25 protein-coding genes are annotated in these 26,210 nt (G+C 75.1%); 7 read left to right on the plus strand and 18 right to left on the minus strand.

The window, feature by feature from the left end:
- Window positions 1–97: 97 nt before the first annotated feature.
- Both MJ876_RS09135 and MJ876_RS09140 read right to left on the minus strand, forming a co-directional pair.
- Complete coding sequence (locus tag MJ876_RS09135) at window positions 98–1,015, minus strand: MaoC/PaaZ C-terminal domain-containing protein (protein ID WP_240235967.1); 918 nt, start codon at window positions 1,013–1,015, stop codon at window positions 98–100.
- A 1-nt stretch (window position 1,016) separates the two neighbouring features.
- A complete protein-coding gene (locus MJ876_RS09140) occupies window positions 1,017–2,357 on the minus strand; it encodes a 3-oxoacyl-ACP reductase (RefSeq protein WP_240235968.1) in 1,341 nt (446 codons plus the stop codon).
- Between the two features lie 185 nt (window positions 2,358–2,542).
- Here MJ876_RS09140 and MJ876_RS09145 point away from each other — a divergent pair, with 185 nt between their 5' ends.
- On the plus strand, window positions 2,543–3,826 hold the full coding sequence (locus MJ876_RS09145) for an acetyl-CoA C-acetyltransferase (protein WP_240235969.1): 1,284 nt from the start codon (window positions 2,543–2,545) through the stop codon (window positions 3,824–3,826).
- Between the two features lie 73 nt (window positions 3,827–3,899).
- Window positions 3,900–5,903 carry an ATP-binding protein gene (locus tag MJ876_RS09150; RefSeq protein ID WP_240235970.1) on the plus strand — a complete coding sequence of 668 codons (2,004 nt, stop codon included), beginning with the start codon at window positions 3,900–3,902 and terminating at the stop codon, window positions 5,901–5,903.
- 1 nt (window position 5,904) lies between these two features.
- On the opposite strand, the gene MJ876_RS09155 is transcribed toward MJ876_RS09150, so the two are convergent.
- From MJ876_RS09155 to MJ876_RS09215, 13 genes are all read right to left on the minus strand, one after another.
- Entirely contained in the window at window positions 5,905–6,612 is a 708-nt protein-coding gene (locus MJ876_RS09155) for a TetR/AcrR family transcriptional regulator (RefSeq protein ID WP_240235971.1), read from the minus strand.
- A 34-nt stretch (window positions 6,613–6,646) separates the two neighbouring features.
- Window positions 6,647–7,207 carry a GNAT family N-acetyltransferase gene (locus tag MJ876_RS09160; protein ID WP_240235972.1) on the minus strand — a complete coding sequence of 187 codons (561 nt, stop codon included), beginning with the start codon at window positions 7,205–7,207 and terminating at the stop codon, window positions 6,647–6,649.
- Window positions 7,204–7,761, minus strand: coding sequence for a DinB family protein (locus tag MJ876_RS09165; protein ID WP_240235973.1), 558 nt, complete (start codon window positions 7,759–7,761; stop codon window positions 7,204–7,206). The genes MJ876_RS09160 and MJ876_RS09165 overlap by 4 nt, the downstream gene beginning before the upstream one ends.
- A 32-nt stretch (window positions 7,762–7,793) precedes the next feature.
- A complete protein-coding gene (locus tag MJ876_RS09170; RefSeq protein ID WP_240235974.1) occupies window positions 7,794–9,320 on the minus strand; it encodes an ATP-dependent DNA ligase in 1,527 nt (508 codons plus the stop codon).
- 92 nt (window positions 9,321–9,412) lie between these two features.
- The gene (locus tag MJ876_RS09175) at window positions 9,413–10,528 is read right to left on the minus strand and encodes an MSMEG_0565 family glycosyltransferase (protein WP_240235975.1); all 1,116 of its coding nucleotides are present in this window, start codon (window positions 10,526–10,528) and stop codon (window positions 9,413–9,415) included.
- Entirely contained in the window at window positions 10,525–11,370 is an 846-nt protein-coding gene (locus MJ876_RS09180; protein WP_240235976.1) for a carbon-nitrogen hydrolase family protein, read from the minus strand. Before MJ876_RS09180 ends, MJ876_RS09175 begins: the two co-directional genes overlap by 4 nt.
- A gap of 1 nt (window position 11,371) precedes the next feature.
- Window positions 11,372–12,643, minus strand: a complete 1,272-nt coding sequence (locus tag MJ876_RS09185; protein ID WP_240235977.1) for an MSMEG_0569 family flavin-dependent oxidoreductase — start codon at window positions 12,641–12,643, stop codon at window positions 11,372–11,374.
- Window positions 12,640–12,948, minus strand: a complete 309-nt coding sequence (locus MJ876_RS09190; protein WP_240235978.1) for an MSMEG_0570 family nitrogen starvation response protein — start codon at window positions 12,946–12,948, stop codon at window positions 12,640–12,642. The genes MJ876_RS09185 and MJ876_RS09190 overlap by 4 nt, the downstream gene beginning before the upstream one ends.
- Complete coding sequence (locus MJ876_RS09195) at window positions 12,941–13,825, minus strand: carbon-nitrogen hydrolase family protein (protein WP_240235979.1); 885 nt, start codon at window positions 13,823–13,825, stop codon at window positions 12,941–12,943. The genes MJ876_RS09190 and MJ876_RS09195 overlap by 8 nt, the downstream gene beginning before the upstream one ends.
- Window positions 13,822–15,252, minus strand: a complete 1,431-nt coding sequence (locus tag MJ876_RS09200) for an MSMEG_0567/sll0787 family protein (protein ID WP_240235980.1) — start codon at window positions 15,250–15,252, stop codon at window positions 13,822–13,824. Before MJ876_RS09200 ends, MJ876_RS09195 begins: the two co-directional genes overlap by 4 nt.
- Window positions 15,252–16,334 (minus strand): MSMEG_0568 family radical SAM protein, encoded by a 1,083-nt coding sequence (locus MJ876_RS09205; RefSeq protein ID WP_240235981.1) that lies wholly within the window; start codon window positions 16,332–16,334, stop codon window positions 15,252–15,254. The genes MJ876_RS09200 and MJ876_RS09205 overlap by 1 nt, the downstream gene beginning before the upstream one ends.
- Before the next feature lie 7 nt (window positions 16,335–16,341).
- Window positions 16,342–16,866, minus strand: coding sequence for an MSMEG_0572/Sll0783 family nitrogen starvation response protein (locus MJ876_RS09210; protein WP_240235982.1), 525 nt, complete (start codon window positions 16,864–16,866; stop codon window positions 16,342–16,344).
- Between the two features lie 50 nt (window positions 16,867–16,916).
- Window positions 16,917–17,768: an amidohydrolase family protein gene (locus MJ876_RS09215; protein WP_240235983.1), complete on the minus strand. Its 852-nt coding sequence runs from the start codon at window positions 17,766–17,768 to the stop codon at window positions 16,917–16,919.
- A 132-nt stretch (window positions 17,769–17,900) separates the two neighbouring features.
- Here MJ876_RS09215 and MJ876_RS09220 point away from each other — a divergent pair, with 132 nt between their 5' ends.
- The 4 genes from MJ876_RS09220 to MJ876_RS09235 all read left to right on the plus strand — a co-directional run bounded on the left by MJ876_RS09220 (window position 17,901) and on the right by MJ876_RS09235 (window position 21,231).
- A complete protein-coding gene (locus MJ876_RS09220) occupies window positions 17,901–19,292 on the plus strand; it encodes an AMP-binding protein (RefSeq protein ID WP_240235984.1) in 1,392 nt (463 codons plus the stop codon).
- A 22-nt stretch (window positions 19,293–19,314) separates the two neighbouring features.
- Window positions 19,315–20,232, plus strand: coding sequence for a DNA-3-methyladenine glycosylase (locus tag MJ876_RS09225; protein WP_240235985.1), 918 nt, complete (start codon window positions 19,315–19,317; stop codon window positions 20,230–20,232).
- An 85-nt stretch (window positions 20,233–20,317) separates the two neighbouring features.
- Window positions 20,318–20,473: a CopG family transcriptional regulator gene (locus MJ876_RS09230; protein ID WP_240235986.1), complete on the plus strand. Its 156-nt coding sequence runs from the start codon at window positions 20,318–20,320 to the stop codon at window positions 20,471–20,473.
- Window positions 20,470–21,231 (plus strand): VOC family protein, encoded by a 762-nt coding sequence (locus MJ876_RS09235; RefSeq protein WP_240235987.1) that lies wholly within the window; start codon window positions 20,470–20,472, stop codon window positions 21,229–21,231. The genes MJ876_RS09230 and MJ876_RS09235 overlap by 4 nt, the downstream gene beginning before the upstream one ends.
- A 234-nt stretch (window positions 21,232–21,465) precedes the next feature.
- Here MJ876_RS09235 and MJ876_RS09240 read toward each other — a convergent pair whose 3' ends face one another.
- Window positions 21,466–22,668, minus strand: coding sequence for a phosphatidylserine/phosphatidylglycerophosphate/cardiolipin synthase family protein (locus MJ876_RS09240; RefSeq protein WP_240236072.1), 1,203 nt, complete (start codon window positions 22,666–22,668; stop codon window positions 21,466–21,468).
- Between the two features lie 148 nt (window positions 22,669–22,816).
- Between MJ876_RS09240 and MJ876_RS09245 the strand changes: the two genes are divergently transcribed.
- Complete coding sequence (locus MJ876_RS09245) at window positions 22,817–24,175, plus strand: M14 family zinc carboxypeptidase (RefSeq protein ID WP_240235988.1); 1,359 nt, start codon at window positions 22,817–22,819, stop codon at window positions 24,173–24,175.
- A gap of 31 nt (window positions 24,176–24,206) precedes the next feature.
- Here the strand turns inward: MJ876_RS09245 and MJ876_RS09250 are convergent, their stop codons facing one another.
- Both MJ876_RS09250 and MJ876_RS09255 read right to left on the minus strand, forming a co-directional pair.
- On the minus strand, window positions 24,207–25,292 hold the full coding sequence (locus MJ876_RS09250; RefSeq protein WP_240235989.1) for an alkaline phosphatase family protein: 1,086 nt from the start codon (window positions 25,290–25,292) through the stop codon (window positions 24,207–24,209).
- Complete coding sequence (locus tag MJ876_RS09255) at window positions 25,289–26,164, minus strand: hypothetical protein (RefSeq protein ID WP_240235990.1); 876 nt, start codon at window positions 26,162–26,164, stop codon at window positions 25,289–25,291. Before MJ876_RS09255 ends, MJ876_RS09250 begins: the two co-directional genes overlap by 4 nt.
- Window positions 26,165–26,210 lie beyond the last annotated feature (46 nt).

Genomic DNA, 26,210 nt, shown 5'->3' on the forward strand with positions numbered 1-26,210 from the left:
GGGCCCCGGGGGGGGGTGGTGGGCCGGCCGGGGGGGGGGGGGCGCGGGGGGGGGGGGGGGGGGCCCCCCCCCCGCCCCCCCCGCGGCTGCTCCTCGATCAGAGAGTGGTCGTGCGTCCCACGAGGTGCGGCGAGCCGTCCTTCGGCGAGGTGAGCGAGAACAGGTAGCCGTCGCCGTCGCCGCCCGTGGTGGGGCGCGAGCCGAAGGCGACGCTGCCCGGCAGGAAGATCGGCTTCTTGAACGCCACCTGCACCCGGGCCGCGTCGCCCAGGCGGTTCTCGAGCGCGGCGACGCAGCGCGCCAGGCTCCACATGCCGTGCGCGATGTGGCGGGGGAAGCCGAGGGGCTTGGCCGTCAACGGGTGCAGGTGGATGGGGTTCGAGTCGCCGGAGACCGCGGCGTAGCGGCGGCCCAGGTCCGCGGGCAGGGGCCAGCGGACGCCGTTGCCCGGCACGGTCTCGATCGTCAGGCCGGGCTCGGCCGCCTCGTCGCCCCTGCCCCGGCGCAGGTAGGTGGAGGTGCTCTCCCAGACGGTCTCGTCGCCCACGGTCGCCGTGGCCGAGAAGACCAGCGCGGTGCCCTTGGCGTGCGGCCTGGCACCCGACGCCTCGACCCGCAGGCCCAGCGACTCCCCGACGCGCACCGGCCGGTGGGAGGTGATGTCGTTCTCGACGTGCACCGTCCCCACGGCCGGGAAGGGGAACGCCGTGTCGGTCATGATCGCCATGTGCAGGCCGAAGGCGAGCACGTGCGGGTAGGGCAGCGGCACCGTGTCCTTGACCGGGAAGCCGCACACGGCGCCGTACGCCTCGACGTGGGCGCGCTCGATCGTGACCGGGGCGCGGTGGTAGGCCAGGCCGTCGTACGACGACCGCGGGGCCTTCGCGACGCCCGGCAGCCGGTTGACCACGGGCAGCATCGGCAGTGCCGCCCGGGCGATGGTGCCGAGCCCGCCGGGCTCGCCGGTGAGCTCCTTCTCGGGGACCGTGCCGGACGGGGTGCTCGAGGCCGCCACGTCAGGCGCCCAGCATCATCTGGCCGCACACGCGGACGACGTTGCCGTTGACGGCGGTGGAGCCCGGGTGGGCGTACCAGGCGATCGTCTCGGCGACGTCCACCGGCAGGCCGCCCTGCGCCATCGCGTTCAGGCGCTGACCGACCTCGCGGGTCGCGAACGGCACCGCGGCGGTCATCTTCGTGATGATGAAGCCGGGCGCCACGGCGTTGACCGTGATGCCGTCGGTGACCTCGTCGGCCAGCGAGTCCACGAGCCCGATGACGCCGGCCTTGGAGGCGGCGTAGTTGGTCTGGCCGACGTTGCCGGCGATGCCGGCGATCGAGGCGACGCCGATGACGCGGCCGTTGGCGTTGATGACGCCCTGGTCGAGCAGCTCGCGGGTGATCCGCTCCGGCGCGGTGAGGTTGACCGCGATCACGGACTCCCAGCGGTCGGCCTTCATGTTGGCGAGCTTCTTGTCGCGGGTGATGCCGGCGTTGTGGACGACGACGTCGACGCCGCCGTGCTTGTCCGACAGGTGCTGGGCGATGCGCTGCGGCGCGTCCTTCGCGGTGATGTCGAGGGCGAGGTGGTCGCCGCCCAGCTCACGGACCAGCGCGACGAGGTCGCTGGCGGCCTGCGGGACGTCGACGCCGACGACGGTGGCGCCGTCACGGTGCAGCACCCGGGCGATCTGCTCGCCGATGCCGCGGCTCGCGCCGGTCACCAGGGCGACCTTGCCGGCCAGCGGCTTCTCGGCCACGGCGGGCTCCTCGGCGACGGCGGTCTCGCCGTGGGCGCCGATGCGGATCACCTGGCCGGACACGTACGCCGACTTCGGCGACAGCAGGAAGGCCAGGGTGGAGGCGACGGCCTCCTCGGCACCGGGGGCGACGTACACGAGCTGGCTGGTGCCGCCGCGGCCGACCTCCTTGCCGAGCGAGCGGGTGAAGCCCTCGAGGGCGCGCTGGGCGACCCGCTCGGCGGCCGAGGAGGTGTGGGCGGGGTCGGTGCCGACGACGACGAGGCGCGGGCACGTCTCGAGGCGGCGCATCACCGGGGTGAAGAACTCGGTGAGGGCGACGAGGCCCGCGGAGTCGGTGATGCCGGTGGCGTCGAGGACGAGGCCCTTGAAGCGACCGTCGCCGTCGGCCTCGGTGCGCACCTCGACCCCCAGGTCCTTCAGGAGGGTCGGCAGCAGCCCGGCGAGGCGGCCGTCACCGCCGACGAGGACGGTGCCGTCGACGAGGGGAGCACCCTCGGTCCAGCGGTCCAGCCGGACGGGGGAGGGAAGCCCGAGGTTCTTCACGAGCAGCTTGCCGATCGGGGTGGCCGTGAAGCTCTGGTAGCGGTCGCTCATGGTCCTGCGGGTCCTCACTGTCGACGTCGGGCTCGGTGGCGCGTGCTGGACACTGGTGTAACGCGGGGTGTAACTCTGTGTCCACTGTTGGTGAGATGGGACTCACCGGGCTGTGGATCAAGGTTACTCATCAGTAGTGTGGGTCGGGCCAGACCCCGAGCACCCAGAACCTCCAGGAGAGCTCCATGCAGGAGAAGACCCGTCGCGTCGCCATCGTCGGCGGCAACCGCACGCCGTTCGCCCGCTCGAACGGCGCCTACGCGACCGCGTCGAACCAGGACATGTTCACCGCGGCCCTCGACGGGCTGGCCGACCGCTTCGACCTGGCCGGCGAGCGGATCGGCGAGGTCGTCGCCGGGGCGGTGCTCAAGCACTCCCGCGACTTCAACCTGGCCCGTGAGTCCGTGCTGGGCTCAAAGCTGGCGCCCGAGACGCCCGCGACCGACATCCAGCAGGCCTGCGGCACCGGCCTGCAGGCCGTGATCCAGGTCGCGAACAAGATCGCGCTGGGCCAGATCGAGTCCGGCATCGCCGGCGGCTCCGACACCGCCTCCGACGCCCCCATCGCGGTCGGCGAGGGGCTGCGCAAGAAGCTGCTCGCCGCGAACCGTGCACGGACGACCCAGGGCAAGCTCGCCGCGCTCGCCAAGATCCGCCCGGCCGACCTCGTCCCGGCGATCCCGCAGAACGCCGAGCCGCGGACCCGCATGTCGATGGGCGAGCACGCCGCCCTGACCGCCGTCGAGTGGCAGGTCGGGCGCACCGAGCAGGACGAGCTCGCCGCCGCGTCCCACCAGCACCTCGCCGCGGCGTACGAGCGCGGCTTCCTCGACGACCTCGTGACCCCGTTCCGCGGTCTCGAGCGCGACGACAACCTCCGCCCGGACAGCTCGGTCGAGAAGCTCGCCAAGCTCAAGCCGGTGTTCGGCAAGGGCGAGGCCGCCACCATGACGGCCGGCAACTCCACCCCGCTGACCGACGGCGCCTCCGCGGTGCTGCTGGCGTCGGAGGAGTGGGCCGAGGAGCGCGGGCTGCCCGTGCTGGCCTACCTGACGGCGTACGAGACCGCGGCCGTCGACTACGTGCACGGCGGCGAGGGCCTGCTCATGGCCCCGGCGTACGCCATGCCGCGGATGCTCGAGCGGGCCGGCAAGGACTTCGGCTCCTTCGACTTCTACGAGATCCACGAGGCGTTCGCCTCGCAGGTGCTCGCCACGCTCAAGGCCTGGGAGGACCCGGTGTTCTGCAAGGAGCGCCTGGGCCTGGACGACGTCCTCGGCCCGGTCGACCGGGACCGGCTCAACGTGGTCGGCTCGTCGCTCGCCGCGGGACACCCCTTCGCGGCCACCGGTGGCCGCATCGTGGCGACCCTGGCCTCACTGCTCGCGGAGAAGGGGTCCGGCACCGGCGTCATCTCGGTCTGCGCGGCCGGCGGGCAGGGCGTGACCGCGATCCTCGAGCGCCCCTGAGGCCCGCTAGCGGTAGAGTGGCGCGCCGCGGTTGGGCGCCCGCCTGGCCGCGCCTCGGCTGACAGGGGTGGGGGTGTCCGTTCGTGGGGGCGGGGCCACGGTGTTCGTGGCCGGTGCGCTCGCCGTCGCCGTGCTCGCCGTGGGCGCCAGGGTGTCGACGGCCATCGGTGCGCAGTCCCTCGCGCTCGTCTGGCCGGCGTCGGGCGCCAGCCTCCTGTGGTTGCTCGCCTCCCGGGGCCCTCGTGCCCGGGTGACGAGCCTCCTCGCCTCGACCGTCGTGATCGGTCTGGCGATGGCGGTCACCGGGGCGGGCGGGCCGCTCGCCCTGATCGTGGCCGGGGCCTCCGGGCTCCAGCTCGCCGGCTGCTTCCTGCTGCTGCGGCGGTTGACGCCCTCGCTGCTCGGGGTGGGCGGGTCCGCCGGGCTGCACGACCTGCGGTCGTTGGTCGGTTTCCTGGGTGCGCTGCTGGTCGGGACGCTGGCGGGTGCGCTCGCCGCGAGCGGACTGATCGAGGTGCTGGTGCCCGACGAGCCTGCGGGCTCCGGCCTCGGCGACTGGTGGGGCCGGCACTTCGCCGGCGCCGTGATCGTCGGCGCCGTCGGCCACCTCGGCTGGGAGTGGCTGCGCGACCACCGGCGCGGCGGTGTCGACGCCGCGGCCGGGCGCCCGGAGCGGTCCACCCGCCCGACGTCGACGTACGCCCGGTGGCCCGAGGTGGCTGCGCTGGTGGCCGTCACGGCGGCGGCGTACGGCTTCGTGTTCGCCTACGCCGAGGCGCAGCTGGCGTTCGCGCTGGTGAGCGTCGCCGTCTGGGCCGGTGCACGCCTCCCGACGACGTGGGCGGGTCTGCTCTCCGCGAGCTGCGGCGTGGTGGCCTGCGCCTTCACGCTCGCCGGGCTCGGTCCGTTCGCGGGGCTGGACACGCTGCAGCTCAACGCCCTCGTGACGCAGGCCTTCGTCATCACCGTGGTGCTGACGACGCTGGCGGTCGCCGTGGGTCGGGACGAGCGGCTCGCGCTGCTGGCCGAGCTCGCGGAGGCCAACCGCGACAAGGACGCCCGGATCGAGCTGCTCGACGCGGTGACCGAGGCGATGGACGAGGGCATCGCCGTGGTGGACGCCGACGGGCGGGTGGTGCGCAGCAACCGCGCGGCCCGCACCGTCATCCGGTCGGACATCTACCGCCCCGACGGCTCCCGGCTCGAGGAGCACGAGAGGCCGTCGTTCCGCGCGCGGCGGGAGGGCCGCGTGGTGCTGCAGGACATCGCGATCGCCGCCGCCGACGGCAGCCGCCGGATCCTGTCACTGCGGGCGGTCCCCCTCAGCCAGGGCGCGACGGGCGGCGAGGCGCAAGCGGCGCTGGTCGTCTCCCGCGACGTGACCGACGAGCGGGTGGCGCAGGACCGGCTGAGCGAGTTCGCGGAGGTCGCCGCCCACGACCTGCGCACTCCGCTGACCGCGACCCGCGGCTGGGTCGAGCAGGCCGCCGACCTCGTCCAGGACCTCGCGCCGGGCCCGGCACGCGACGGACTCGCCCACGCCCTCGGCCGCGCCGAGAGGACGGCCGACCGCATGGGCGACCTGATCAGCGACCTCCTCGCGAGCGCCGGCAAGGCCACGCTCGAGCCCGAGGAGGTGGCCCTCGGCGGGCCCGACGGGCTGCTGACACAGATCGGGCGCGAGCTGCGCTGCGAGCCGTACCTCGACCTCGACCCGGGTCTGCCCGCGCTGCACGCGGACCGCGACCTGACCCACCAGCTCTTCACGAACCTCGTCAGCAACGCGGTGAAGTACGTCGCCCCCGGCGTGCAGCCGCGCGTCGAGGTGTCGGGCTCGGTGCACGGCGGCCGGGCCGTCCTGCGTGTCGCCGACAACGGGATCGGCGTCCCGGAGGACCAGCGGGAGCAGATCTTCGACCGCCTCCACCGCGCCCCGTCGTCGGCGGGCGCCTACGTCGGCACCGGCCTCGGGCTCTCCATCTGCCGCGACGTGGTGGAGCGGCACGGTGGGTCCATCCGCTGCGAGCCCCGCCCCGGCGGCGGCACGGTCTTCGTCGTCGAGCTGGCGGCGGCCTGACTCAGGAGCGCTGGCCGGCACCCGCCGAGGCCAGGGCCAGCGCGCTGGTCACCATGTGCTCCTTGACCTGCTCCGCACTGATGCTGCCCACGGTCGGGACGCCCGGCGCGGCCTCCTTCACGAGGATCCCGACGCGCGCCAGCTGCAGCGCACCGAGCCCGCTCGCGTAGAGGGTGTTGGCCAGCAGGTGAGGGTCGTCGACGGCGAACTCGCCGGTCGCCGTGCCCGCCTCGAAGGTCTGCGCCAGCACCGCGAGGCACCCCGAGATCGACCGGCCGAGCCGGTAGATGGCGGACTCCGCGATCTCGTCCCACAGCTCGGGCCCGGTCCTCCGCATCAGCGTCTGGGCGCAGTCGACGAAGGCGGGGTGACCCAGGCCGTAGTCGACGAACGCGCGGGTGATCGCGGTCAGGCGGGCGCGGTGGTCGGAGCCGGCCTCGTCCGCGGCCTCGAGCAGCTCGACCCGGAGCTCGTCGAGGTACCCGACGAGGGTGAGCGCGAACAGCTCCTCCTTGCCGGTGAAGTGGCGGTAGATGATGGCGCGGTTGATGCCCACGGCGCGGGCGACGTCCTCGATCTGGGCGTCCCGGACGCCGCGCTCGTCGAACAGCGCCCGGGTCGCCGCGATGATCTCGCGCTCGCGCTGGCGGCGACGCTGCGCGGCCGCCGAGCGGCGTCCGTCGCCCCGAGTGGTCGGCGTGGTGGTCACGAGCCCGAGCGTACGGGACGTGTAACCCGCTGTGTCACGGGTGTGACGCGTCACGGTCGCGCCGCAGCAGACCCAGGACCCAGGAGTCCGAGACGACGCCGTCGACCACGCAGTCCTCGCGCAGCGTGCCCTCGAGCACGAAGCCGAGCTTCTCCAGGACCCGTCGGCACGGGGCGTTCCGCGTGTCCGCCTCGGCCTGGACGCGGTTCAGGTCGAGCGTCCCGAAGGCCCAGTCCAGCAGCGCCCGCACCGCCTCGGTGGCGACGCCCCGCCCCCAGGAACGCCGGACGAAGCAGAAGCCCAGGGACGCGCTGCGGGAGGTGGGGTCCCAGCCGTCCAGCGTGAGCCATCCGAGGAAGTCGCCGGTCGTGCGGTCGACGACGGCCGGGCGGACGCCGCTGCCCTCGTCGGCCATCTCGCGGCAGCGGTCGACGAACGCCGGCGCCCGCCGCGGGTCCGTCCACGCCGGGGCGTCCCAGTAGCGCAGCACGTGGGCGTCGCCCATGAGCGCGAGCAGGTCCCCGGTATCGCCGTCCTCGAACGGCCGCAGCCGCAACCGGGCGGTCGGGAGCTCCGGGGTCGCGAGCGCCGTCACGAGCCGGTCCGCCCGTCGACGCCCTCCCGCAGCAGGTCGACGTGCCCGCAGTGCTGGGCGTACTCGGTGATCATGCGGAGCACCAGCCACCGCAGGTCGACGTCCTCGTCCCAGTCGAGCGGGCGGGCGGTGTCGTCGAGGTCGTGGCCGGCCACGATCCGACGGGAGGCCTCGCACTCCGCGCGCCACGTCGCGAGGTCGTCCTCCAGCGTGGCGTCCGGCGGGGGGTCGAAGTCGGACGTGCCCGGGTGCAGCATCGGCACGTCGAGGCGCTCGAAGTTCTGCTGGAACCACCAGCGCTCGACGCTCGCGAGGTGCCGCACGACGCCGTGGAGCGACATCGTGGACGGCGGCACCGAGCGTCGTCCCGCCTGCTTGGTCGTCAGCCCGCCGCACTTCATCTCCAGGGTGGCGCGGTAGTGCTCCAGGTAGGCCGTCAGCGCCTTCCGCTCGTCGGCCACCCGCGGGATCCGTGGCCGGTCGTCGTCGGGCCAGACGGGGGAGAAGTCGTCGTCGGTGAGCCCCGACTCGGGGCGGGTGCCGTCGTCGCTCATGGGGCCAGCCTCACACGAGCGTCACCCGAGCCTTACACGAGCAAAGCCTGCACCGTGGCGAGCTCGTCGGCCTCGGCCGGGGTCTTGTCGTCCCGGTAGCGCAGCACCCGCGCGAAGCGCAGGGCGATGCCGCCCGGGTAGCGCGGTGAGCGCTGGACGCCGTCCAGGGCGATCTCGACGACCTGCTCGGGCCGCACGTGCACGACGTGGCCCTCGCGGTGGGTCTCCAGGCCGAGGAAGCGCTCGGTCTGCCAGGCGAGGATCTCGTCGGTCATCCCCTTGAACGTCTTGCCCAGCATCGTGAAGCCGTCGCCGTCCCGCGCGCCCAGGTGGATGTTCGACAGCCAGCCGCGGCGGCGGCCGGAGCCCCACTCGACCGCGAGCACGACGAGGTCGAGGGTCAGGCGCGGCTTGACCTTGACCCAGGCCGCTCCGCGTCGGCCGGCCTCCCAGGGCGCGTCGAGCGACTTCACCACGACGCCCTCGTGCCCCTCGGCCACGGCGGCGCGGGCGAACGTGTCCGCCTCCTCCGGGTCGGCGGTCACGAGGCGCCGCACCCGGTGCTGCTCCGGCACCAGCCCGTCGAGGGCCGCGAGGCGGTCGCGGCCGGGGGAGTCCAGAAGGTCCTCACCGTCGAGGTGCAGCAGGTCGAAGAAGTACGGCGTCACGACGGCGGCGCCCTCCTCGTGCGCGCTCGCGGTACGGGAGGCGGTCTCCTGGAAGGGCCGCGGGCGGCCGTCGGGTCCCAGCGAGATCGCCTCGCCGTCGAGGACGACCGTCTCGGCCGGTAGGGCCCGCACCGCGTCGACCACCTCGGGCAGCCGGGCGGTGATGTCGTCCAGCGAGCGGGTGGCGACGAGGACGTCGTCGCCGCGGCGGTGCACCTGGATGCGGATGCCGTCCAGCTTGGTGTCCACGGCGACCTCCCCCCCGACGGTGCCGCCGACCTTCTCCAGGGCGTCACCGACCGACGGCGCCGTCGAGGCCAGCATCGGCGTGACCGGCCGCATCACCTCGAGCCCGATCTCCCCGAGCGCCTCCTCGCCGCCCGTCACCGCGGCCCGGGCGGCGACGACCGTGGAGCCCGCGAGCATCGCGGCCCGACGTACGGCGGTCAGGGGCGTCCCCGTCGCCCGGGCGACCGCCTCCTGGACGAGGGAGTCCAGCGCCCCCTGCCGCACCTCGCCGGTGACCAGCCCGCGCAGCCACCGCTGCTCGTCGGCGGTCGCCGCGCCGAACAGGCCGGCGGTGGCCCCTGCCCGGGCGTTCTGCGACCCCGGGCCGGCGAACGACGCGATCGCCTCGAAGGCCTCGTGCACCCCGACCACGGTGAGGGTCGGTCCGGCGGCCGGCTCGGGCAGGTCGGTCAGCGAGCGCCAGCCGAGGCCGGTCCGCCGTTGCCGCAGCGCGCCGCCCAGGTAGGAGGTCACCACCTCGACCTCGAGGGGCGCGTCGGCGTCGGCCCGCGCGAACAGCGCGGCGAGGGCCGCGACCTTCTCCTTGCGGGAGCGGGTCGCGGCAACCGCGGCGGACGTGGCGACGAGGTCGGCGAGCAGCACGGCACCATCGAAGCACCCGGCCCCGACGTCCCCGGGTGCTCCGTGACGTCGTGCACCCCGTCACCTCCCGCAGTCGCGCAGGACGTCACGGACTACCGGGTCGGGTGCGGGGTTCGGGCGAGGCCGGCGTAGAAGTCCAGGTGCGCCGCGGCCGCCGCGTCCCAGGTGTACGACGCGGCGAGGCGACGGCCGGCCGCGGGGTCGGGCGGGTCGGCGAGCACGGCGGCGAGGGCGTCGCTGATCCCCGGCACGTCGGCGCCGTAGGAGACCGTGTCGCCGAGCACCTCCCGCAGCACCGGCAGGTCGCGGGCGACGACCGGGACGCCCGCGGCGAGCGCCTCCATCGCCGCGAGCCCGAAGCCCTCCTTGACCGACACCATCGCCAGCACCGACGCCTGGGCGACCAGGGACGGGAGCTCGTCCTCCGTGAGCGTCCCCAGCACCAGCGGCTCGACGCCGAGCTCGGCGGCCCGCGCGTCGAAGCGCGCCCGGTAGGCCCGGTAGTCGAACAGCGTCTCGCCGCCGCCGAGCACCAGGCGCAGCCCCGGGTGCTCGCGGCGCAGCAGCGCGAACGCCTCGAGCAGGTCGAGGCTCGCCTTGCGGGGCTCGATGCCGCCGAGGGCCAGCACGTAGGGGCCGAGCAGGTCCGCCCACCGGCGCCGACCGACCAGGTCGTCGGCGCCGGCGGCGAAGCGGGCCGCGTCGACGCCGTTGGGGATGACCGTGGGGGAGAGCCCCCAGCCGTCGCGGACCTCGGTGGCCACCGCCGCGGACACGCAGATCCGGGCCTGCGGGGCGACCAGGGCGCGCTCGTGGCAGGCCGCGAGCTCGGGGGTGGTGAACGTGTCGAGGTGGTGGACGGTCCGCACGCAGGGCAGCGCCGCGTTGGCGGAGATGCAGTCCTGGGCGTGGACGACGTCGTAGCTGCCGCGGTGCCGCGCGAACGCCCGTCGCAGCTCCTCGATCGAGCGCACGATGCGGGCGCCCACCTCCTCGCCCTCCTCGGCCTCGAACGGCACGGCCCGCACCCCGACCGCCGGGTCCACCGGGCGGAAGAAGGTGGCGTCACCGCCGCGCGCGAGGGTCCACACGTCGACCTCGGCCCCGGCCCGCGCGAGCGCCTCGGCCAGCGCGAGCGTGTGGACGACCCCGCCGCGAGGGCGGGTGGAGTAGGTCAGCAGGGCGACCCGTGGCGACGGACGGCTCACGTCGCCACCCGGTACGACGACGGCGCGAGCTCCGCGAGGTGGTGCAGCGTGCGCCGGGCGCGGGCGACCTCGGCCGCGACGTCCACGTCGGCGACGGCGATCCCGCCCTTGCTCCCGGTCCGGGCGAGGACGTCGCCACCGGGGCCGACCACCTTCGCCTGGCCGAGGAAGCGCAGCCCGCCGGTGACGCCGGTCTGGTTCGCGGAGACCCAGACGACCTGGTTCTCCGCGGCCCGGGCGCCGTCGTACAGGTCGAAGAGGCGGGACTGCCGGTCCGCCGGCAGCCGTGCGGCCCGGTCGGTAACGGACGCCGGCCACGCCGACGGGCACAGCAGCACCTCCGCCCCGTCGAGGGCCAGCGAGCGGGCGGACTCCGGGAACGTCTTGTCGTAGTCGACGAGCATCCCGAGGCGTCCCACCGGGGTGTCGAAGGCGTCGAAGCGCTGGCCGGCGGCGTAGACCACCGACTCCCGGACCGCCCGGTGCACCTTCCGGTGCGCCCCTAGGAGGCCGTCCCCGCTGAGGCAGACCGCGGTGTTGTGCAGGACGGTGCCGCGGGCCGTGACCCCGGCCTCGGTGAGCCCCAGGCACAGGACCATCGGGCCCGCCGCCGCGCCGAGGCGGGCCAGCTCGGGACCGTCGAGGCGCAGGGCCGGCGGCGGGTCGGCGGCGTCGGGGTTGCGCAGGTCGCCGAGGTAGCCGCCGAGGGTCGACTGCGGCAGCACCAGCAGCTGGACGCCGCGGGCGCGCGCGTCGGCCACCACCCGCTCCACCTTCGCGACGGCGCGGGCCAGGTCGCGCCCGAAGTGGGCGGCGACGGCGCCGATCCGCGTGGCCGCCACGTCAGCCCGCCAGCCGCCGACGGGTGGCGCCGACGATCGTGCCCGCCACGTGCTCCGCGTCGGCGGCGATCCCGAGGAAGCGTCCGGAGCCCCAGGTGTGCAGCCAGGGCAGGCCCAGGAAGTACAGGCCGGGCAGCGGGGCGACGCCCCGGGAGTGGGCCGGGCGACCGCCCCCGTCGAAGACCGGCGCCCCCACCCACCGGTAGTCCGGTCGGTAGCCGATCGCCCACACGATGCTCGTGACCCCCTCCGTGACGAGGTCGAGCGCGGTCGGGTCCTCGTCGGGTCCCCACACCGGCGTGTACGGCGACCCGGGCGGCGCGTCGAGGCCGGCCCGCTCGACGTGACGGTCGATGTCGGCGCAGATGGAGTTGTAGACCCGGTCGGCGTCGTCGAGCGCGGTGCGCAGCGTGGGCGCGAAGCCGAGCGTGTGGCCGCCGGCGCCGTCCAGGAGGCCGTCGAGGACGCCGTAGAGCCGCATCCCCTCCAGCGCGAAGCGCCGCAGGTCGATGTCGCGGCCGCCGTCTCGCCCGGTGACGTAGTGGTTCGTCTTCTCCCGCGCCGCCAGGCCGCCCGGGTACTGCCCGACGGGGGTGTCGTAGAGCCCCATGTCGGCCAGCCAGGTCATGGTGTCCCGGCCCCGGTAGGTGCGGGCCACGCGGGGCGCGTCGCCGAGGGCGAGGTGCACCCGGCGTCCGGCGAGGTGGAGGTCCTCCGCGATCTGCGTGCCCGACTGGCCGCTGCCGACGACGAGGACCTCGCCAGCGGGCAGCTGGTCGGGGTTGCGGTAGTCGCCGGACTGCAGCTGCGTCACGGCCGGGTCCACCGCGGGCGCCCAGGGCGGCACGATCGGCAGGTGGTAGCCGCCGGTGGCCACGACCACGTGGCCGGCGCTCCAGGTCTGCGGCCCGTCGGGGCCGACCGCGGTGACGACGTACCCGCCGTCGACGCCGGGCGCCAGCCCGGTCACCCGGGTGTGCTCGCGCACCGGGGGGCCGAAGGTCGGTGCGTAGCCGCCGAGCCAGGCGACGACCTCGTCACGGGTCATGAAGCCGTCGGGGTCGTCACCGTCGTAGGCGTAGCCGGGCAGCCGGCAGTGCCAGTTCGGGGTGACGAGGGTGAAGGAGTCCCAGCGCCGGTCGGCCCACTCGTGGCCGAGGGTCTCCGCCTCCAGGACGACGTGGTCGACCCCGGCGCGCACCAGGTGCCAGCTCACGGAGAGACCCGCCTGGCCGCCGCCGACCACGACCACGTCCGTACGTCGCTCGCTCATGCCGCCCCCTCCGCCGGCGGGAGGGGCGGCTCCACGCTCAGGACCTCCACGACGTCGTCCGGCCGGTGCCGCTCCGCCGAGGTGCCGACGGCCTCGACGGTGGCCGCGGCCCCGGTGCAGGCGAAGCCGTACTTCGCGCGCACCCGGCGGTCCGCCTCGGTCATGGCCGCGAGGCAGCGCGCCACGAAGTCGTCGACCCGGTACCGCTCGCCGGCGGCGAGGTGGTCGTGCACGACGAGGGAGGGGGACCAGTGGTCCTCCACTCGCCCGTCGGGCCACCGGACCCGCACGGTCGCCTCAGGCACCGCGCACCCCCGGGCCCCCGACGGCCACCGGCTCGCGGTAGAGGTCGGGACGCCGGTCCTGCAGGAAGGACATGGACCTGCGTGCCGAGCCGAGGGCGTCGTCGAGGTCCACCGAGGCGAGCGCCATGCCGGCCGCCGTGCCCGTCGAGTCGAGGACGTCGCCGCCCGGCCCCACCACCTCGGCGTGCCCCACGAACCGCAGCGAGCCGAAGGTCCCGGTCTGGTTCGCCGCCACCCAGACGACCTGGTTCTCCAGGGCGCGGGCGGCGTCGAAGAGGCGGTACCGGTGGGTCCAGCGGTCGTCGAGGAGGTCGCCCGCGCTCGCCGTGCGCGAGGCCGGCCAGGCGGAGACGCAGGCGACCACGCGGGCGTCGTCGAGGGCCAGCACCCGTGCGGCCTCGGGGAACGCCTTGTCGTAGCAGATCAGCATGCCCATGCGGCCGATCGGCGAGTCGAAGGCGCCGAACGAGTCCCCGGCGCCGTAGTGGAGGTGCTCGCCGAGCGGCTGGTGGACCTTGCGGTACAGCCCGATCACGCCCTCGCCGGTCACGGCGGCGGCGCTGTTGTAGCGGTACGTGCCGTCGCCCTCGCAGAAGCCGACGACGACGGTCATCTCGCGGGCGATGGCGGCGACCCGGCGCAGCTCGGGGCCGCCGAGGTCCATCACCGGCGGGAGGTCGTCGGGCGCCTCGTCGTGGGTGCCGTCGCGGCCGGAGCCGAGCACGGACAGGTAGCCCCCGAGGCAGGCCTCGGGGAACGCCAGCAGCTGGACGCCACGCGCGCGGGCGGCCCCGACGTACGTCTCGATCTGCGCCAGGTTCTGCTCGACGTCGCGCCCGAAGGAGTCCGCGACGGCGGCGAGGTGGGTGGTGGTCATGCTGCTCCCAGTCCGGTGACGGTGGTGGTGACGGCCTCGGTGACGACGCCGTCGGGCCAGCGCAGGCCGACCCCCGCGCCCTCGACGAGCTCGCCGCAGGTGCGGCTGGTGACGGTCGGCGGCAGGCCGTCGGCCGGGGCGCCCGGCACGTCGGCGGTGACGACGGCGAACCCGGGGAAGCAGGTCAGCCAGTCGCCGGCGGCGACGCCGACGGGTGCCGGGGCCCCGGCGACGTCCAGGACGGCGCGGCACCCGCTGGCCTCGGCGAGCATCCCCGCCGTGCCGACGGCGCCCGCCATCGAGACGTCCTTCGCGGCGGCCGGCGCGAGCCGACGTACGACGTCCCCGGTCGCGCGCAGCTCCGCGGGCGTGCGGGAGGTCGTGGAGTCCCACTGGGCGCCGGTGTAGCCGGGTCGCCACCCGCCACCGAGGTCGGCGGTGAGGCGCAGCGCGTGGCCGGGGCGGCCACCACCGCCCGGCACCGGGGACGCCGTCCGGCCGAGCGCGGTCACGCTCAGCGCCGCGGGCACGCCGAGCTGGGTGTGGCCGCCGAGCACGGGCACGTCCCAGGCCGCGGCCGCGTCCAGCAGCCCCCGGACCACGCGGCGCGCGAAGGAGGCGTCGCGGGCCCCGACGGCGTCGAGGATGCCCACGGGCGCGGCGCCCATGGCGGCGAGGTCGTTGAGGTTGACCAGGACGGCGCACCACCCCGCCCACTCCGGGTCGCGCTCCACCATCGACGGCAGGATCGCGTCGCAGGCGGCGACGAGCGGGGCACCGGGGACGGGGGAGGCGTCGTCGCCCACCCAGCCCGCACCGCCGCCGCCGAGCGGGTGCTGGGCCAGTCCGTCGAGGAGGCCCGCCAGCGGCGCCTTCGTCGCGTCCACGAGCCGCTGCACCCGGTCGACCGGCCAGCCCATCTCGAGGTGACGGACGCCGTGACGGGTCACGGGGCCGCCGCGGGGCGACCAGCCCAGGCGGGTGAACAGGCCCGCGTGGCGGGCCTGGACGAGGGCGTCGAACCGCAGCGCCCCGAGGCCCTCCACGGTCGCGCAGGCCGCGCGGACCAGGGCGGCCGCGGCGGCCGAGCGGTGGCCGCGGGCGGCCGGGTCGACGACGAGGCGGCTGCCGCGCCACCAGCCGAGGTCGCGGTCGGTCCGCTCGGCGGGGTGCACGCGGACGCCGCCGAGCAGCACGCCGTCACCGGAGCGGGCGACGAGCACCACGGTGCGGGGGTCGTCGTCCGCGTCGTCGCGGTCGTGACCGGCGAACAGCCCTTGCGCGTCGACGAACTCGCGGCGCCGCAGCGCGTCGTACGCCACCCGCAGCGGGCCCTCGGCCTGCTCGACGTGCACGGGGGCGACGGCACCGGCGACGACACCGTGGCGGGGCAGGCCGGTGAGGATTCCGTGGTCGAGGGCCGGCATCACGCCCCCTCGCAGGACAGCGCCGAGCAGGCACCGCAGGCCGCGCAGCCCGCGGCCTGGTCGGCGCCGGCCATGCCGGCGGCCCGCAGCGCCGCGGCCACCCGGGCGGTGACCCGGTAGACGACCTCGCGCGGCGGCGCGCCCGCGCCGTCGACCTCGGTGGCCAGGGTCCCGGCCAGCGGGCGGAACGGCACCACGAAGGGGTAGACCCCCATGGCGATGAGCCGCTCGGCGCCGGCGACCAGCTCGTCGGGGTCCTCGCCGAGACCGACGAGCAGGTAGGTCGAGACCTGGTTCCAGCCGAAGACCCGGACGGCCTCGCGCCAGGCGGCGTCGTACTCGGCGAGGGGCACGCTGCCCTTGCCCGGCATCCACCGCCGGCGGACGTCGTCGTCCAGCGACTCCACGTGGATGCCGATCGACGCCGCGCCCGCCTCCTTCAGCGCGGTGATCGTCGCGAGGTCGCCCGGCGGCTCGCACTGCACCTGGACCGGCAGGTCCGGCACGGCCTCGCGCACGGCCCGCACGCAGCGGGCCAGGTGGGTCGCGCCGCGGTCGCGGCCGTTGGAGGTGCCGGTGGTCATCACCATCTGGGTGACCCCGTCGAGCCGGACGGCGGCCTCGGCGACCTCGGCGAGCTGGGCCGGGGTCTTCACCGCGGTGGTCGACCCCGCCCGCAGGGAGTCCTCGATCGCGCAGAAGCGACAGCGTTGCGACTCGTCGTAGCGGACACAGGTCTGGACGACGGTCGTCGCGAGCACGTGCCCCGAGTGGAGGCGCGCGATCTTCTCGTAGGGGACCCCGTCGGCGGTGACGAGGTCGTAGAACCGGGGCCGGGCGACCGTCTCGACCCCGAGGCCGACGTCGGCGCCGTCGAGCAGGAGCCGGCCGCCGCGGACGGCGTACGGGCTGCGCGGGTTGAGCGGGACGGCCGCCCCGACCCCGTCGATCAGCACGTGACCGTCGTCGGAGGGCCCGGCCCCGCCGCGCCGCGAGACGGGCGGGTCGAGCAGGCGGATGCCCTGGAGGGCGAGGTCGACCCTCGTCGAGGCCGGGGTCGATCCCGGGGTCGGGGCGGTCACCGGGGCCTCAGAGGTTGTAGACGGAGTTGATGATGGCGCCCTTGTTGGCGAAGTGGATGACGCAGTCCTGCACGTCCAGCGGGTGGCAGGGGACGACGCCCTCGATGAGGTCCTCCTCGCGGCAGCCGTGCAGCGCGAGACCGAAGCGGCAGCAGAAGACGGTGCCGCCCTCGCCGATGAACGTCTTGATCGAGTCGTTCATGTTCTGGTTGCCCGGGAACGCGACGTCGCCGGTGGTCGGGAACCCGCGGGTGTCCATGCACGCGAGGGTCCCGGGACCGTAGAAGTACAGCGTCGAGTCGAAGCCCTTCCGCAGCGCCCGGGTGGCCTGCAGGATCGCGACGAAGCTGACCGAGGACTCGTGCGGGATGCCGTGGACGAGGGTGAGGTAGCTCTGGCCCTCGGAGGCCTGGTAGTCGGGGAAGATCTTGGTCGAGCCGTAGAGGTTGGTGCCCTTCGCCTGCGAGGGGTGGGCCACCTCCGCCACGGACTTCTCGATGTTGGCGAGGATCTCGTCGTCGAACACGGACATGGGGTGTCTCCTGTCATCGGGGTGGGACATCGGTGGGTGGGGCAGGGTGGTCAGGCGGCCCCGTAGAGGGCCTCGAAGTTGTCGCGGAAGAAGAGGCGGGCGATCTCGCCGTCCCCGGACGCGGCGGCGAGCCGGGCGTGCTCGCCCGCGAAGTCGCCCCAGGGGACGTCGGTGGCGAACAGGACGCGGTCGTGGCCGACGCCGCGGCGCTCGACCTCGGCGACCAGCCAGGCGGGCGCGAAGCCGACGGCCCAGCTGGTGTCGGTCCAGACCTGCTTGCCGGCCTCGACCCAGTCGAAGAACCGGCCGCCGATGAGCTTGAGGTGGCCGCTCATGCCGCCGCCGAGGTGGACGAGGTGGATCCGGGTCGCGTCGCCGTACGTCTCGACCAGCCCGCCGACGCGGTCGACGTCGGACGCCGCCCCCGGCGAGGTGTGCACGTGAACGACGAGCCCCAGCTCGGCGGCGGTCGTGAAGATCCGCTCGAGCTCGACCGCGCAGTCGGGGTCGTCGACCCCGCCACCGAGCAGGAAGCTCGTCTTGAGCGCGGCGACGCCGCTCTCGGCGGCGAGGGCGAGCGCCCGGTCGTTGCGGGCGGCGTCCGACGACTTCGGCGAGACCCACAGCCCGCACCGCACGCGGTCGTCGGCGGCCGCGGCCTCGAGGGCGAGGTCGTTCAGCGCGAAGGCGACGTCGGGGTCGGGCACGCCGTAGTTCGGCAGCACCAGCGCCCGCTCCACGCCCTGCTCGTCGAGGCTGCGCCGGAAGTCCGCGACCGTGGACGCGGCCGTCGTGTCGGGGTTGATCGGCGGCCCGCCGTAGAAGGGGAAGCTCGGCAGCACGCCGATGTGCCGGTGCGCGTCGTACGGCGCGGCGACGGCTCGGCGGGCGGGCTGGCTCATGCGACGAGTCTTGGAGCGCAGTGTTTCGCAGTGGTTTCGTCAGGAAACCGATCGGCGAACCGCTGTGTCAGATCCGTGTTACCGACCCTCCCGCCCTCCCCGGACCCGGCCGTCGTGTGCTGGGCTCGTGCGGTGGCCGACCTGCCGATCGCACGGGCGATCTCGCTGCTCGCCGCCCGCGAGCCGGACGCGGTCGCGCTGCGCGCCGACGACGGGACGACGACGACCCGCCGCGAGCTCGACCGCCTCACCGACCGCGTGGCCCGGCGCTGGGTCGTCGACGGCGTGCGGCCGGACGCCCTGGTGGCGCTCGGCTGCCCCGACCCCGTCGACCTCGTGCTGGCGGCGGTAGCCACCTGGAAGGCAGGCGCCACGCCGATGCCCGTGCCGCCGGGCCTGCCCGCCGCGGAGCGGACGGCGGTCCTCGACCTCGCCGCGCCCGCGCTCGTCGTGGACGGGCCGCTCGACCGCGCCGGACCCTCCGACGGTCCGCCCCTGCCGGCGCACGCGGCGTCGTCGTGGAAGGTCGCGGCCTCCTCGGGCAGCACGGGGCGGCCCAAGCTCGTGCGCGCGACGGCCCCCGCCCGGGTCGACCCCGACCGGGCGGTGGCGCCGTTCGTCCCGCACCGTGCCGTCCAGCTCGTCGCGGCGCCGCCGCACGCGGGCGCCGGGTTCGTCTACGCCCTGCGGGGCCTCATGACCGGCCACGAGCTCGTCCTGATGCCGGCCTTCGACCCCGGGCGGTGGCTCGACCTCGTCGCCCGCCACCGGGCCACCTGGGCGGTGCTGTCGCCGACCTCGATGCGGGCCGTCCTCGAGCACCCGGAGCGTCCGGCGGCCGACGTCGACTCCCTGACGTCCGTGCTCCACCTCGGCGCCCGCTGCCCGCGGTGGCTCAAGCGCGGCTGGCTGGACTGGCTGGGCCCGGACCGGGTCGACGAGCTGTACGCCGGGACGGAGTCGTCGGGGCTCGCGCTGATCGGGGGCCGGGAGTGGCTCGCGCACCCGGGCTCGGTCGGGCGGGGCGTCGGCGGGACCCGCTTCCGCGTGGTGCGTGCCGACGGGTCGGACTGCGCGCCGGGCGAGACCGGGGAGGTGCTCATGCGGCGGGACCGGACGACCTACGACTACGTGGGCTCGCCCCGCACCGACCGGGACGGGTGGCACACCCTCGGCGACGCGGGCCGTCTCGACGCCGAGGGCCGGCTGTGGGTGCTCGACCGGCTCGCGGACGTCGTCCGGGTCGACGGCGTCCTCGTCGCGCCGTCCGACGTGGAGGAGGTGCTGGGCGAGCACCCGGCCGTCCGCTCGGTGCTGGCGGTGGGGGTCGAGGACGGCGACGGGACCGGCCTGCGCGCCGTGGTCGAGACCGACGACCTCGACGCCGTCCGCCGCTGGGCCGTCGGACGGTTGCGCCCTCCGCAGCTCCCGGTGGCCTGGGAGACCGCCACCGGGCCGCTGCGCGACGTCGCCGGCAAGGCCCGCCGGGCGGCGTGGACCCGGCCGCGGGCGGGGGAGGCGTGAGCGCCGTCCTACGGTGGACGGCGTGGACCGGGGACGACGACGGGTGTGGCGGCCGGACTGGCCGTGCCCCGTCGCGCTGAACCTGCGCATCCTCAAGCGGGGGAGTGACGCGGCCTTCCGCATCGACCCCGACGGCACCGTCTGGCGCGGCATCCGCACCCCCGAGGGCCCGGCGACGCTCGTCGTCCGGGCCAGGGACGCGCTCGGGGAGGTGCACGCCGCGGCCTGGGGCGACGGGGCCGACTGGGCGCTGACGCAGCTGCCCGCGATGTGCGGCGCCGAGGACGACCCCTCGGGCTTCGTGCCCGAGCACCCGGTCGTGGTCGAGGCGTGGCGACGCCACGAGCACTGGCGTCTCACCCGCACCGGGCTGGTGTTCGAGGCGCTGCTGCCCGCCATCCTCGAGCAGAAGGTGACGGGCAAGCAGGCGTTCGCGGCGCAGCGGCTGCTGGCGCGCCGGTACGGCGAGCGCGCCCCGGGGCCCGGCGCGGAGCACGGCCTGTGGGTGCCGCCCACGCCGGCGGTCGTGGCGTCCATCCCGTCGTGGGAGTGGCTGCGGATGGGCGTCGACCCCGCCCGCTCGAAGGCCGCCGTCCGCGCCGCCCGCGTGGCCGACAGCCTCGAGCGTCTCGTGGACGTCGACCACGCCGAGGCCGACCGGCGGCTCCGGACGCTGCCCGGCGTGGGCGTGTGGACCTCCGCCGAGGTCCGCTTCCGCGCCCTCGGCGACGCAGACGCCGTCAGCTTCGGCGACTACCACATCGCCAAGAACGTCACCTGGGCCCTGACCGGCACCGTCGGGGACGACGACGACATGGCCGCCCTCCTCCAGCCCTTCCGCCCGCACCGCCACCGCGTGCAGCGACTCGTCGAGCTCGCCCACCTGTCACGCCCCCGCCGCGGCCCCCGCCTCACCCTCCCGACCCACCTGCCCGGCTGAGCACGTCGCTCCCTGAGCGCAGGTGGGGCCCCGGGTCCCGTGGCCCGTCCTGGCGTCCGCCTGCATAGATTGCTAGCATCCTCGTATGCCGTCACCCAGCCGTGCGGGCAAGACCCAGTTCAACGTCTACCTGCCGCCCGACCTCGTGCGCCGCGTGAAGCACCGCGCCGTGGACGAGGAGACCAGCCTCTCCGCGCTCGTCGAGCGCGCCCTCGTCGCCTACCTGGAGGAGAACGCATGACCACGCAGTCCACCCGGGCCACCCACGTCCGCGACCTCGTCCGCCCCGTGCGCTTCACCGACGACGTCGAGGCGGTGGCGGTCTTCCTCGAGACCCTCGGCCTCGCCCGCGAGAGCGAGGCCGACGGCGGCGGCTGGGTCGTGCTGGGCGCCGGCCGCGGCGCGGTCGCCGTCCACAGCGCCGCGTCCAGCGACCTCGGCGCCGCCGCGGGGGAGACCCACCTGTCGTTCGTCTCCTCCGGCCTCGACGACCTGGTCGCCGACCTGCGCGGCACCGGCCGCGACCTCACCCCCTACGACGAGGCGTGGGGCCGGGCGCTCGTGGTCCCGGCGCCGGACGGCCGCGAGATCCAGGTCGACACCGACTCCGGGGCGGAGTACGGCTACCACCAGCGCCCGGGCGCACCGGACGAGCGCTGGACGGTGCGACCGGTCTGGTACCTCCCCCTCGACCTGCGGGACGACGCCCGGGCACTGCTCGGCGCCTTCGGCCTGGCGCCCCGCCCCGGCGAGGACGAGTGGTGGGCGGCCTGCGAGGGCCCGGGCGGAGCCGTCGGCCTGCACCGACCGACCGAGGGGTCCCCGGCCTGCGAGCTCGGCCTGGAGACCTCCGAGCCCCTCGCGGACGTCGCCGCGCGCCTGGTCGCCGCCGGTCACCCGGCCGAGGTCCGCCACGCCGAGGGCGTCGGTGAGCTCGTCCGCGTCACCGACCCGGACGGCCGGGAGCTCGAGGTCCACGCCTCGCCGCAGCCGGTCTAGGGCTCGACCCGCGGTCGCGGCCTCGCAGGCTCAGCCGCGCGCTCGCTCGACCTGGCCCGCGTCACGACCTCGCAGGCTCAGCCGCGCGCTCGCTCGACCTGACCCGCGTCACGACCTCGCAGGCTCGGTCGTGGCGGGTACGGGTCTCGACCCGCGGTCGCGGCCTCGCAGGCTCAGCCGCGCGCTCGCTCGACCTGACCCGCGTCACGACCTCGCAGGCTCGGTCGTGGCGGGTCACAGCAGCGGGCGCAGCGGGGCGAGGATCGCCTCGGCGAACCGGCGCTGGAACGAGCGGGCCTCCCATTCCTCCAGCGACAGCTCGACGGTGTTCGAGAGGTCGGTCAGGAAGATCTCCTCGAGCTTCGACGCCATCGAGGCGTCGATGATCTCGACGTTGATCTCGTAGTTGCCCTGGAGGCTGAGCCGGTCCACGTTCGCCGTGCCGACGGTCGACCAGCTGCCGTCGATGGTCGACGTCTTCGCGTGCACCATCGCGCCCGAGTAGCGGAAGATCCGGACCCCGGCGACCAGCAGCTGCTCGAAGTAGCCGCGGCTGATCCAGTCGGCGACGACGTGGTTCGACGTCATCGGCAGCAGCAGCCGGACGTCGACCCCGCGCATGGCCGCGACGCGCAGCGCGTCGACGAAGTCCTGGTCGGGGATGAAGTAGGCGTGCGTCATCCAGATGTTCCGCGAGGCCTTGGCGATGGCCTCGAGGTACATCGCCCGGATCGGGAAGACGAGCTGGCGCGGCACGTTGCGCTGGAACCGGATCGCCGGTTCCCACCGCGACGGCGTCTCGAGCAGCAGCGGCCGCTCGGAGGTGAGGATCAGCCGGCGGCGGTTCAGGTTCCAGAAGTCGGCGAACGCGCGCTTCAGGTCCCAGACCCCGGGCCCGGTGATGCGGACGTGGGTGTCGCGCCACTCCGTCTCGTACGCCGTGCCGATGTTGTAGCCGCCGACGAAGCCCACCTCGTCGTCGACGACGAGGATCTTGCGGTGGTCGCGGCCGTAGCGGCGCAGGTCGAAGATCCGCAGGCCCGCCGTCCACACCGGGTAGCGCAGCACCTTGACGGGCTCGGGGAACCGCTTGAAGCGCGGCGAGACGACCAGGTTCGCGAAGCCGTCGTAGATGCAGTGCACCTCGACGCCGCGGCGGGCGGCGTCGATGAGCGCGGTCTTGAACCGCTCGCCGACCTCGTCGCCCTTCCAGATGTAGGTCTCGAGCAGCACCTGCCGCCGCGCGCCCGCGATCGCCGCCAGCATGTCGGCGTAGAGGTCGCGCCCGTAGGTGTACGTCGTCACCTCGCCGCCGCCGACCGGCACCGACCGCGGCGGTGTCACCGGGAAGGGCTTCGGCTTGCGCCCGCGGCGGCGGTAGGAGTCGGTGAGGGTCAGCCCCACGGCGGTGAGGAGCTGCACGCCGACGAGCCCCATCAACGCCCGACGCAGCACCACCAGCCACGTCTCGGCGGGGGTGGGACGGCGAGTCGGCACGGCGTCAACCTATAAGCAGGACCCTGGCGCCCGCGGGTGAGGACTGATAGCAACCTCTCAGCACATCCACTCATTCTCGGGAGAACCTGTGTCTGCTGTCCTGCGCTCACGCGCGCTCGCGCCCGTCCTCGGGCTCGCGTCCCTCGCCCTCCTCGCGGGCGGCACGTCCGCCGTCGGTGCCCCCGGCGGCGCCGCCTCCGGCTCGGAGCCGCCCTCGTCGTCCCGCTCGTACGACGAGGCGCAGCCCGGCGACCGCGCCTTCGTCCGTGCCCGGCAGTCGTGCAGCGAGGCGCCGCGCGACCTGCCCGTCAACCAGTTCACCGACCACCGCGAGCTCGGCGTCGAGCTGGCCCGCATCGCCCGCGTCAGCGACGGCCGCGTCGAGGTCGACGAGATCGGCCGCAGCAACCGCGGCCGCGAGGTCTGGCAGGCCAGGGTCGGCACCGGCGACGAGGTCGTGATGCTCGTCAGCGAGATCCACGGCAACGAGAAGACCGGCACCGACGCCATCCTCGACCTGCTCGACTGGGTCGGCACGAGCGAGTCCCGGAAGGCCGAGCGCTGGCGCGACGAGCTCACCATCGTCGCCATCCCGAAGATGAACCCGGACGCCGCGGAGCTCGACCGGCGCGGCAACGACCAGACCTGGCGCCAGGTCCAGGCGCGCTTCCCGCAGCTCCGCGGCGCCCAGCCCGCCTGGAACTACTACACGAGCCCGAACATCCAGGGCGACGACTACAGCCAGCGGCCCGACTTCGACGCCAACCGCGACTTCAACCCCGACCTGGACTACCGCCCGCGCGCCGAGGACTTCCCCGGCAGCTCCGCGGAGACCGGGTGGTACATCACCCCCGAGGCCCGCATCGTCCGCGACGTCTACCGCGGCCTGAGCGACGAGTTCGGCGAGGTCGACACCTACGTCGACCTGCACCACCAGGGCGCCTGCTACGTGATGCCGGACGACCCGGACGAGTACGTGACGCTGTCGATCTCCGGCCAGTTCGTCGCCGACCCCGCCACCAAGCCCGAGTACGCCGAGTACGCCGACACCTACGACCTCGACTACTCCAAGCAGCTGAACGTCGCGGTGAACCGGTCCCTGCAGGCCGCCGCCGCGGACCGCCCGCTGTTCGGGAACGTGACGCTCTACCCGCAGGACATCGACCTGCCGGGCACCGCGCTCGGCTCGTTCGCGCTCAACGGCAGCGGCGCCGTCCTGTTCGAGGTCCGCGGCCAGACCCAGACGCTCGGGCAGCGCTACCGCGCGGTGCTGACCCGGTCGGTCTACCTCGGCCTCGACGGGATGCTGTCGTCGATCGCGACCGGCCAGGTGAACCGCCTCGACCCGGCGGAGTACGACGCCATCCCGCCCCGCGGGCCCAACATCGGGTCCGGCGAGGACGAGGACGCCCGGGTCCTGCGCGACGCCGACCGCCTGGAGCGCTGAGCCGGCGGACGTCGGACCGGGTGGGCCGTCGTCAGCCGACACCCAGCAGCGCCGTCATCTCCTCGGCGGCGACGCACTGGGAGCCGGGGACGGCGGCGACGCCCAGCACGGCCGCGGCGACGTTCGCGACGTCGCAGTTGCGCACGGGGGCCGGGTCGTCCATCCCCGGACGGCCCGCCCCCGGGTCGGTCAGCCCCGGCGCGAGGGCGTAGAGGTCGCCGGTGGCCACGCCGGGTCCGGCGACCGCGAACGGGATCCGGTACTCGACCGGGGCCGTCGGGTCCCCGTGGCCGCGGCCCCGGCCGCCGTGGTCCGTGGTCAGTACGACCACCGTGTCGCGGCGCAGCTCCGGCGTCGCGTCGACCACCTCGAGCAGGCGGCCGACCGAGGCGTCGGCGTCCTCGACGGCGTCCAGGTACGGCGCCGACATCCAGCCCGACGCGTGCCCGGCGTTGTCGGGCTGCGCGAGGTGGACGAACAGGAAGTCCGGCCGCTCCGTGCGCAGCTCGCGCGCGGCGAGGCGCGTCAGACGGGCGGCGCCCGGCTCGAAGACGTAGCGGTCGACGTCGTTCGGCCAGGTGGTGGGGAAGACCTCGAACTTCGGCTTGCCGGTGAACAGCGCCGTGCTGCCGCCCGCCGCGTGGACCTGCGTGAAGATCGACCCGACCTCGCCCGAGCCGTCCCCGGGGACGACGGCGCCGAGCACGGGCTCGTTCCAGACGACGCCGTGCCCGCCGAGCTCGGGCAGGGCCGTGCGGCCGGTGACCATGCCGGTGTGGTTGGGCAGGGTGACGGTGAGGTCGTGGTCGGTGCGCGCGTCCATCGTCGAGGCGCCGCCGTCGAGGACGGACCACATCGCCGGGGCGCCGGCACGGCCGACGGTCTCCAGTGCCCCGGGGGTCAGGCCGTCGACGGAGACGACGACCACCCGCCGCTCGAGCGCCGGGCCGGGGGCCGGGGCCTGCCGGCGTTCCGCGGTCCGCTGCCCGCCCGCGGCCTCGGGCCGGTCGGCCCCACCCCCGAGCGGCAGGTCCAGCCCGAACAGCAGGAGCCCGACGACGGCCGCCAGGCCCACGACGACGCCGGCCGTCTCCACGACGCCGCGTCCTCCGCTCACGGGGCCTCCGCGCCGCGCAGCTCGCCCGCCGCCCGCATCCAGTAGCGGTAGACCACCGGCGAGACGGCCTCCCGCGACGTCGCGTAGACGGTCATCGACCAGGGGTGGTCGGCGTACATGACGGCGCTCTTGTACTCGCCCTCGCCGAAGTCGGCGCCCACGCTGTCCCACTTCACGCGCCCGGCCGGCATGACCTCGGGGTCGACGCCGAAGTCGGACAGGTAGTGGCTGCGCGCCTCCTCCAGGTCGTTCCAGAGCGAGAAGTTCACCCGCGTCCCGTCGAGCTCGCAGCTGCGGAGGGTGCGGTTGACGGAGGTCATGCGGCGGCACCGCTCGAAGTCCACGCGGGGGAAGACCCAGCCGAAGCCCTGGCGGGAGTCGTTCGGGCCGGCGGGGCAGGCGCGCTCGGAGACGGCTGGGTTGCCGGTCCAGCAGGTGAACCGGAGCTCGGCCGTCCCCTGCCCGCCCTGTCGCGCCGCGCCCCGGCGTGGGCCGCCCCGCTCGGCGCGGTCGGCCCGCTGCGCCGAGCCGGCCTGCTGCTCGCCGTCACCGTCGTCGAGCACGCCGAAGCCCACGACCAGTCCGGCGGCCACGCCGGCCAGGACGAGGAGGAGGACGAGGGGGACCATCAGCGAGGCCCGGGGCCCGCGGCCGCCCCGGGACGGCGGGAGCGGCTCGCCGTAGGGGGGACGGCTGCCGCCGCCGTCGGTGTCGCCCCAGCCCCGCGCCGTGGTGGCCTGGTCCCAGGGATACCGGGAGGAGCCGCTGTCCGGGCTCAGGTGGGTCACGGCCCCGGCGCCGCAGCGCTCGCACGGGCCGTACGGCCGGCTCAGCCGGGTGCCGCAGTCGCTGCAGAAGGTGCCACCGGGCACGGTCGTCCCCCAGGTCCCCGCGGCGCGTCCGTGGTCGCGGTGCCGG

The organism is Nocardioides sp. CFH 31398 (genome assembly GCF_022436705.1).
Classification (GTDB): Bacteria; Actinomycetota; Actinomycetes; order Propionibacteriales; family Nocardioidaceae; genus Nocardioides.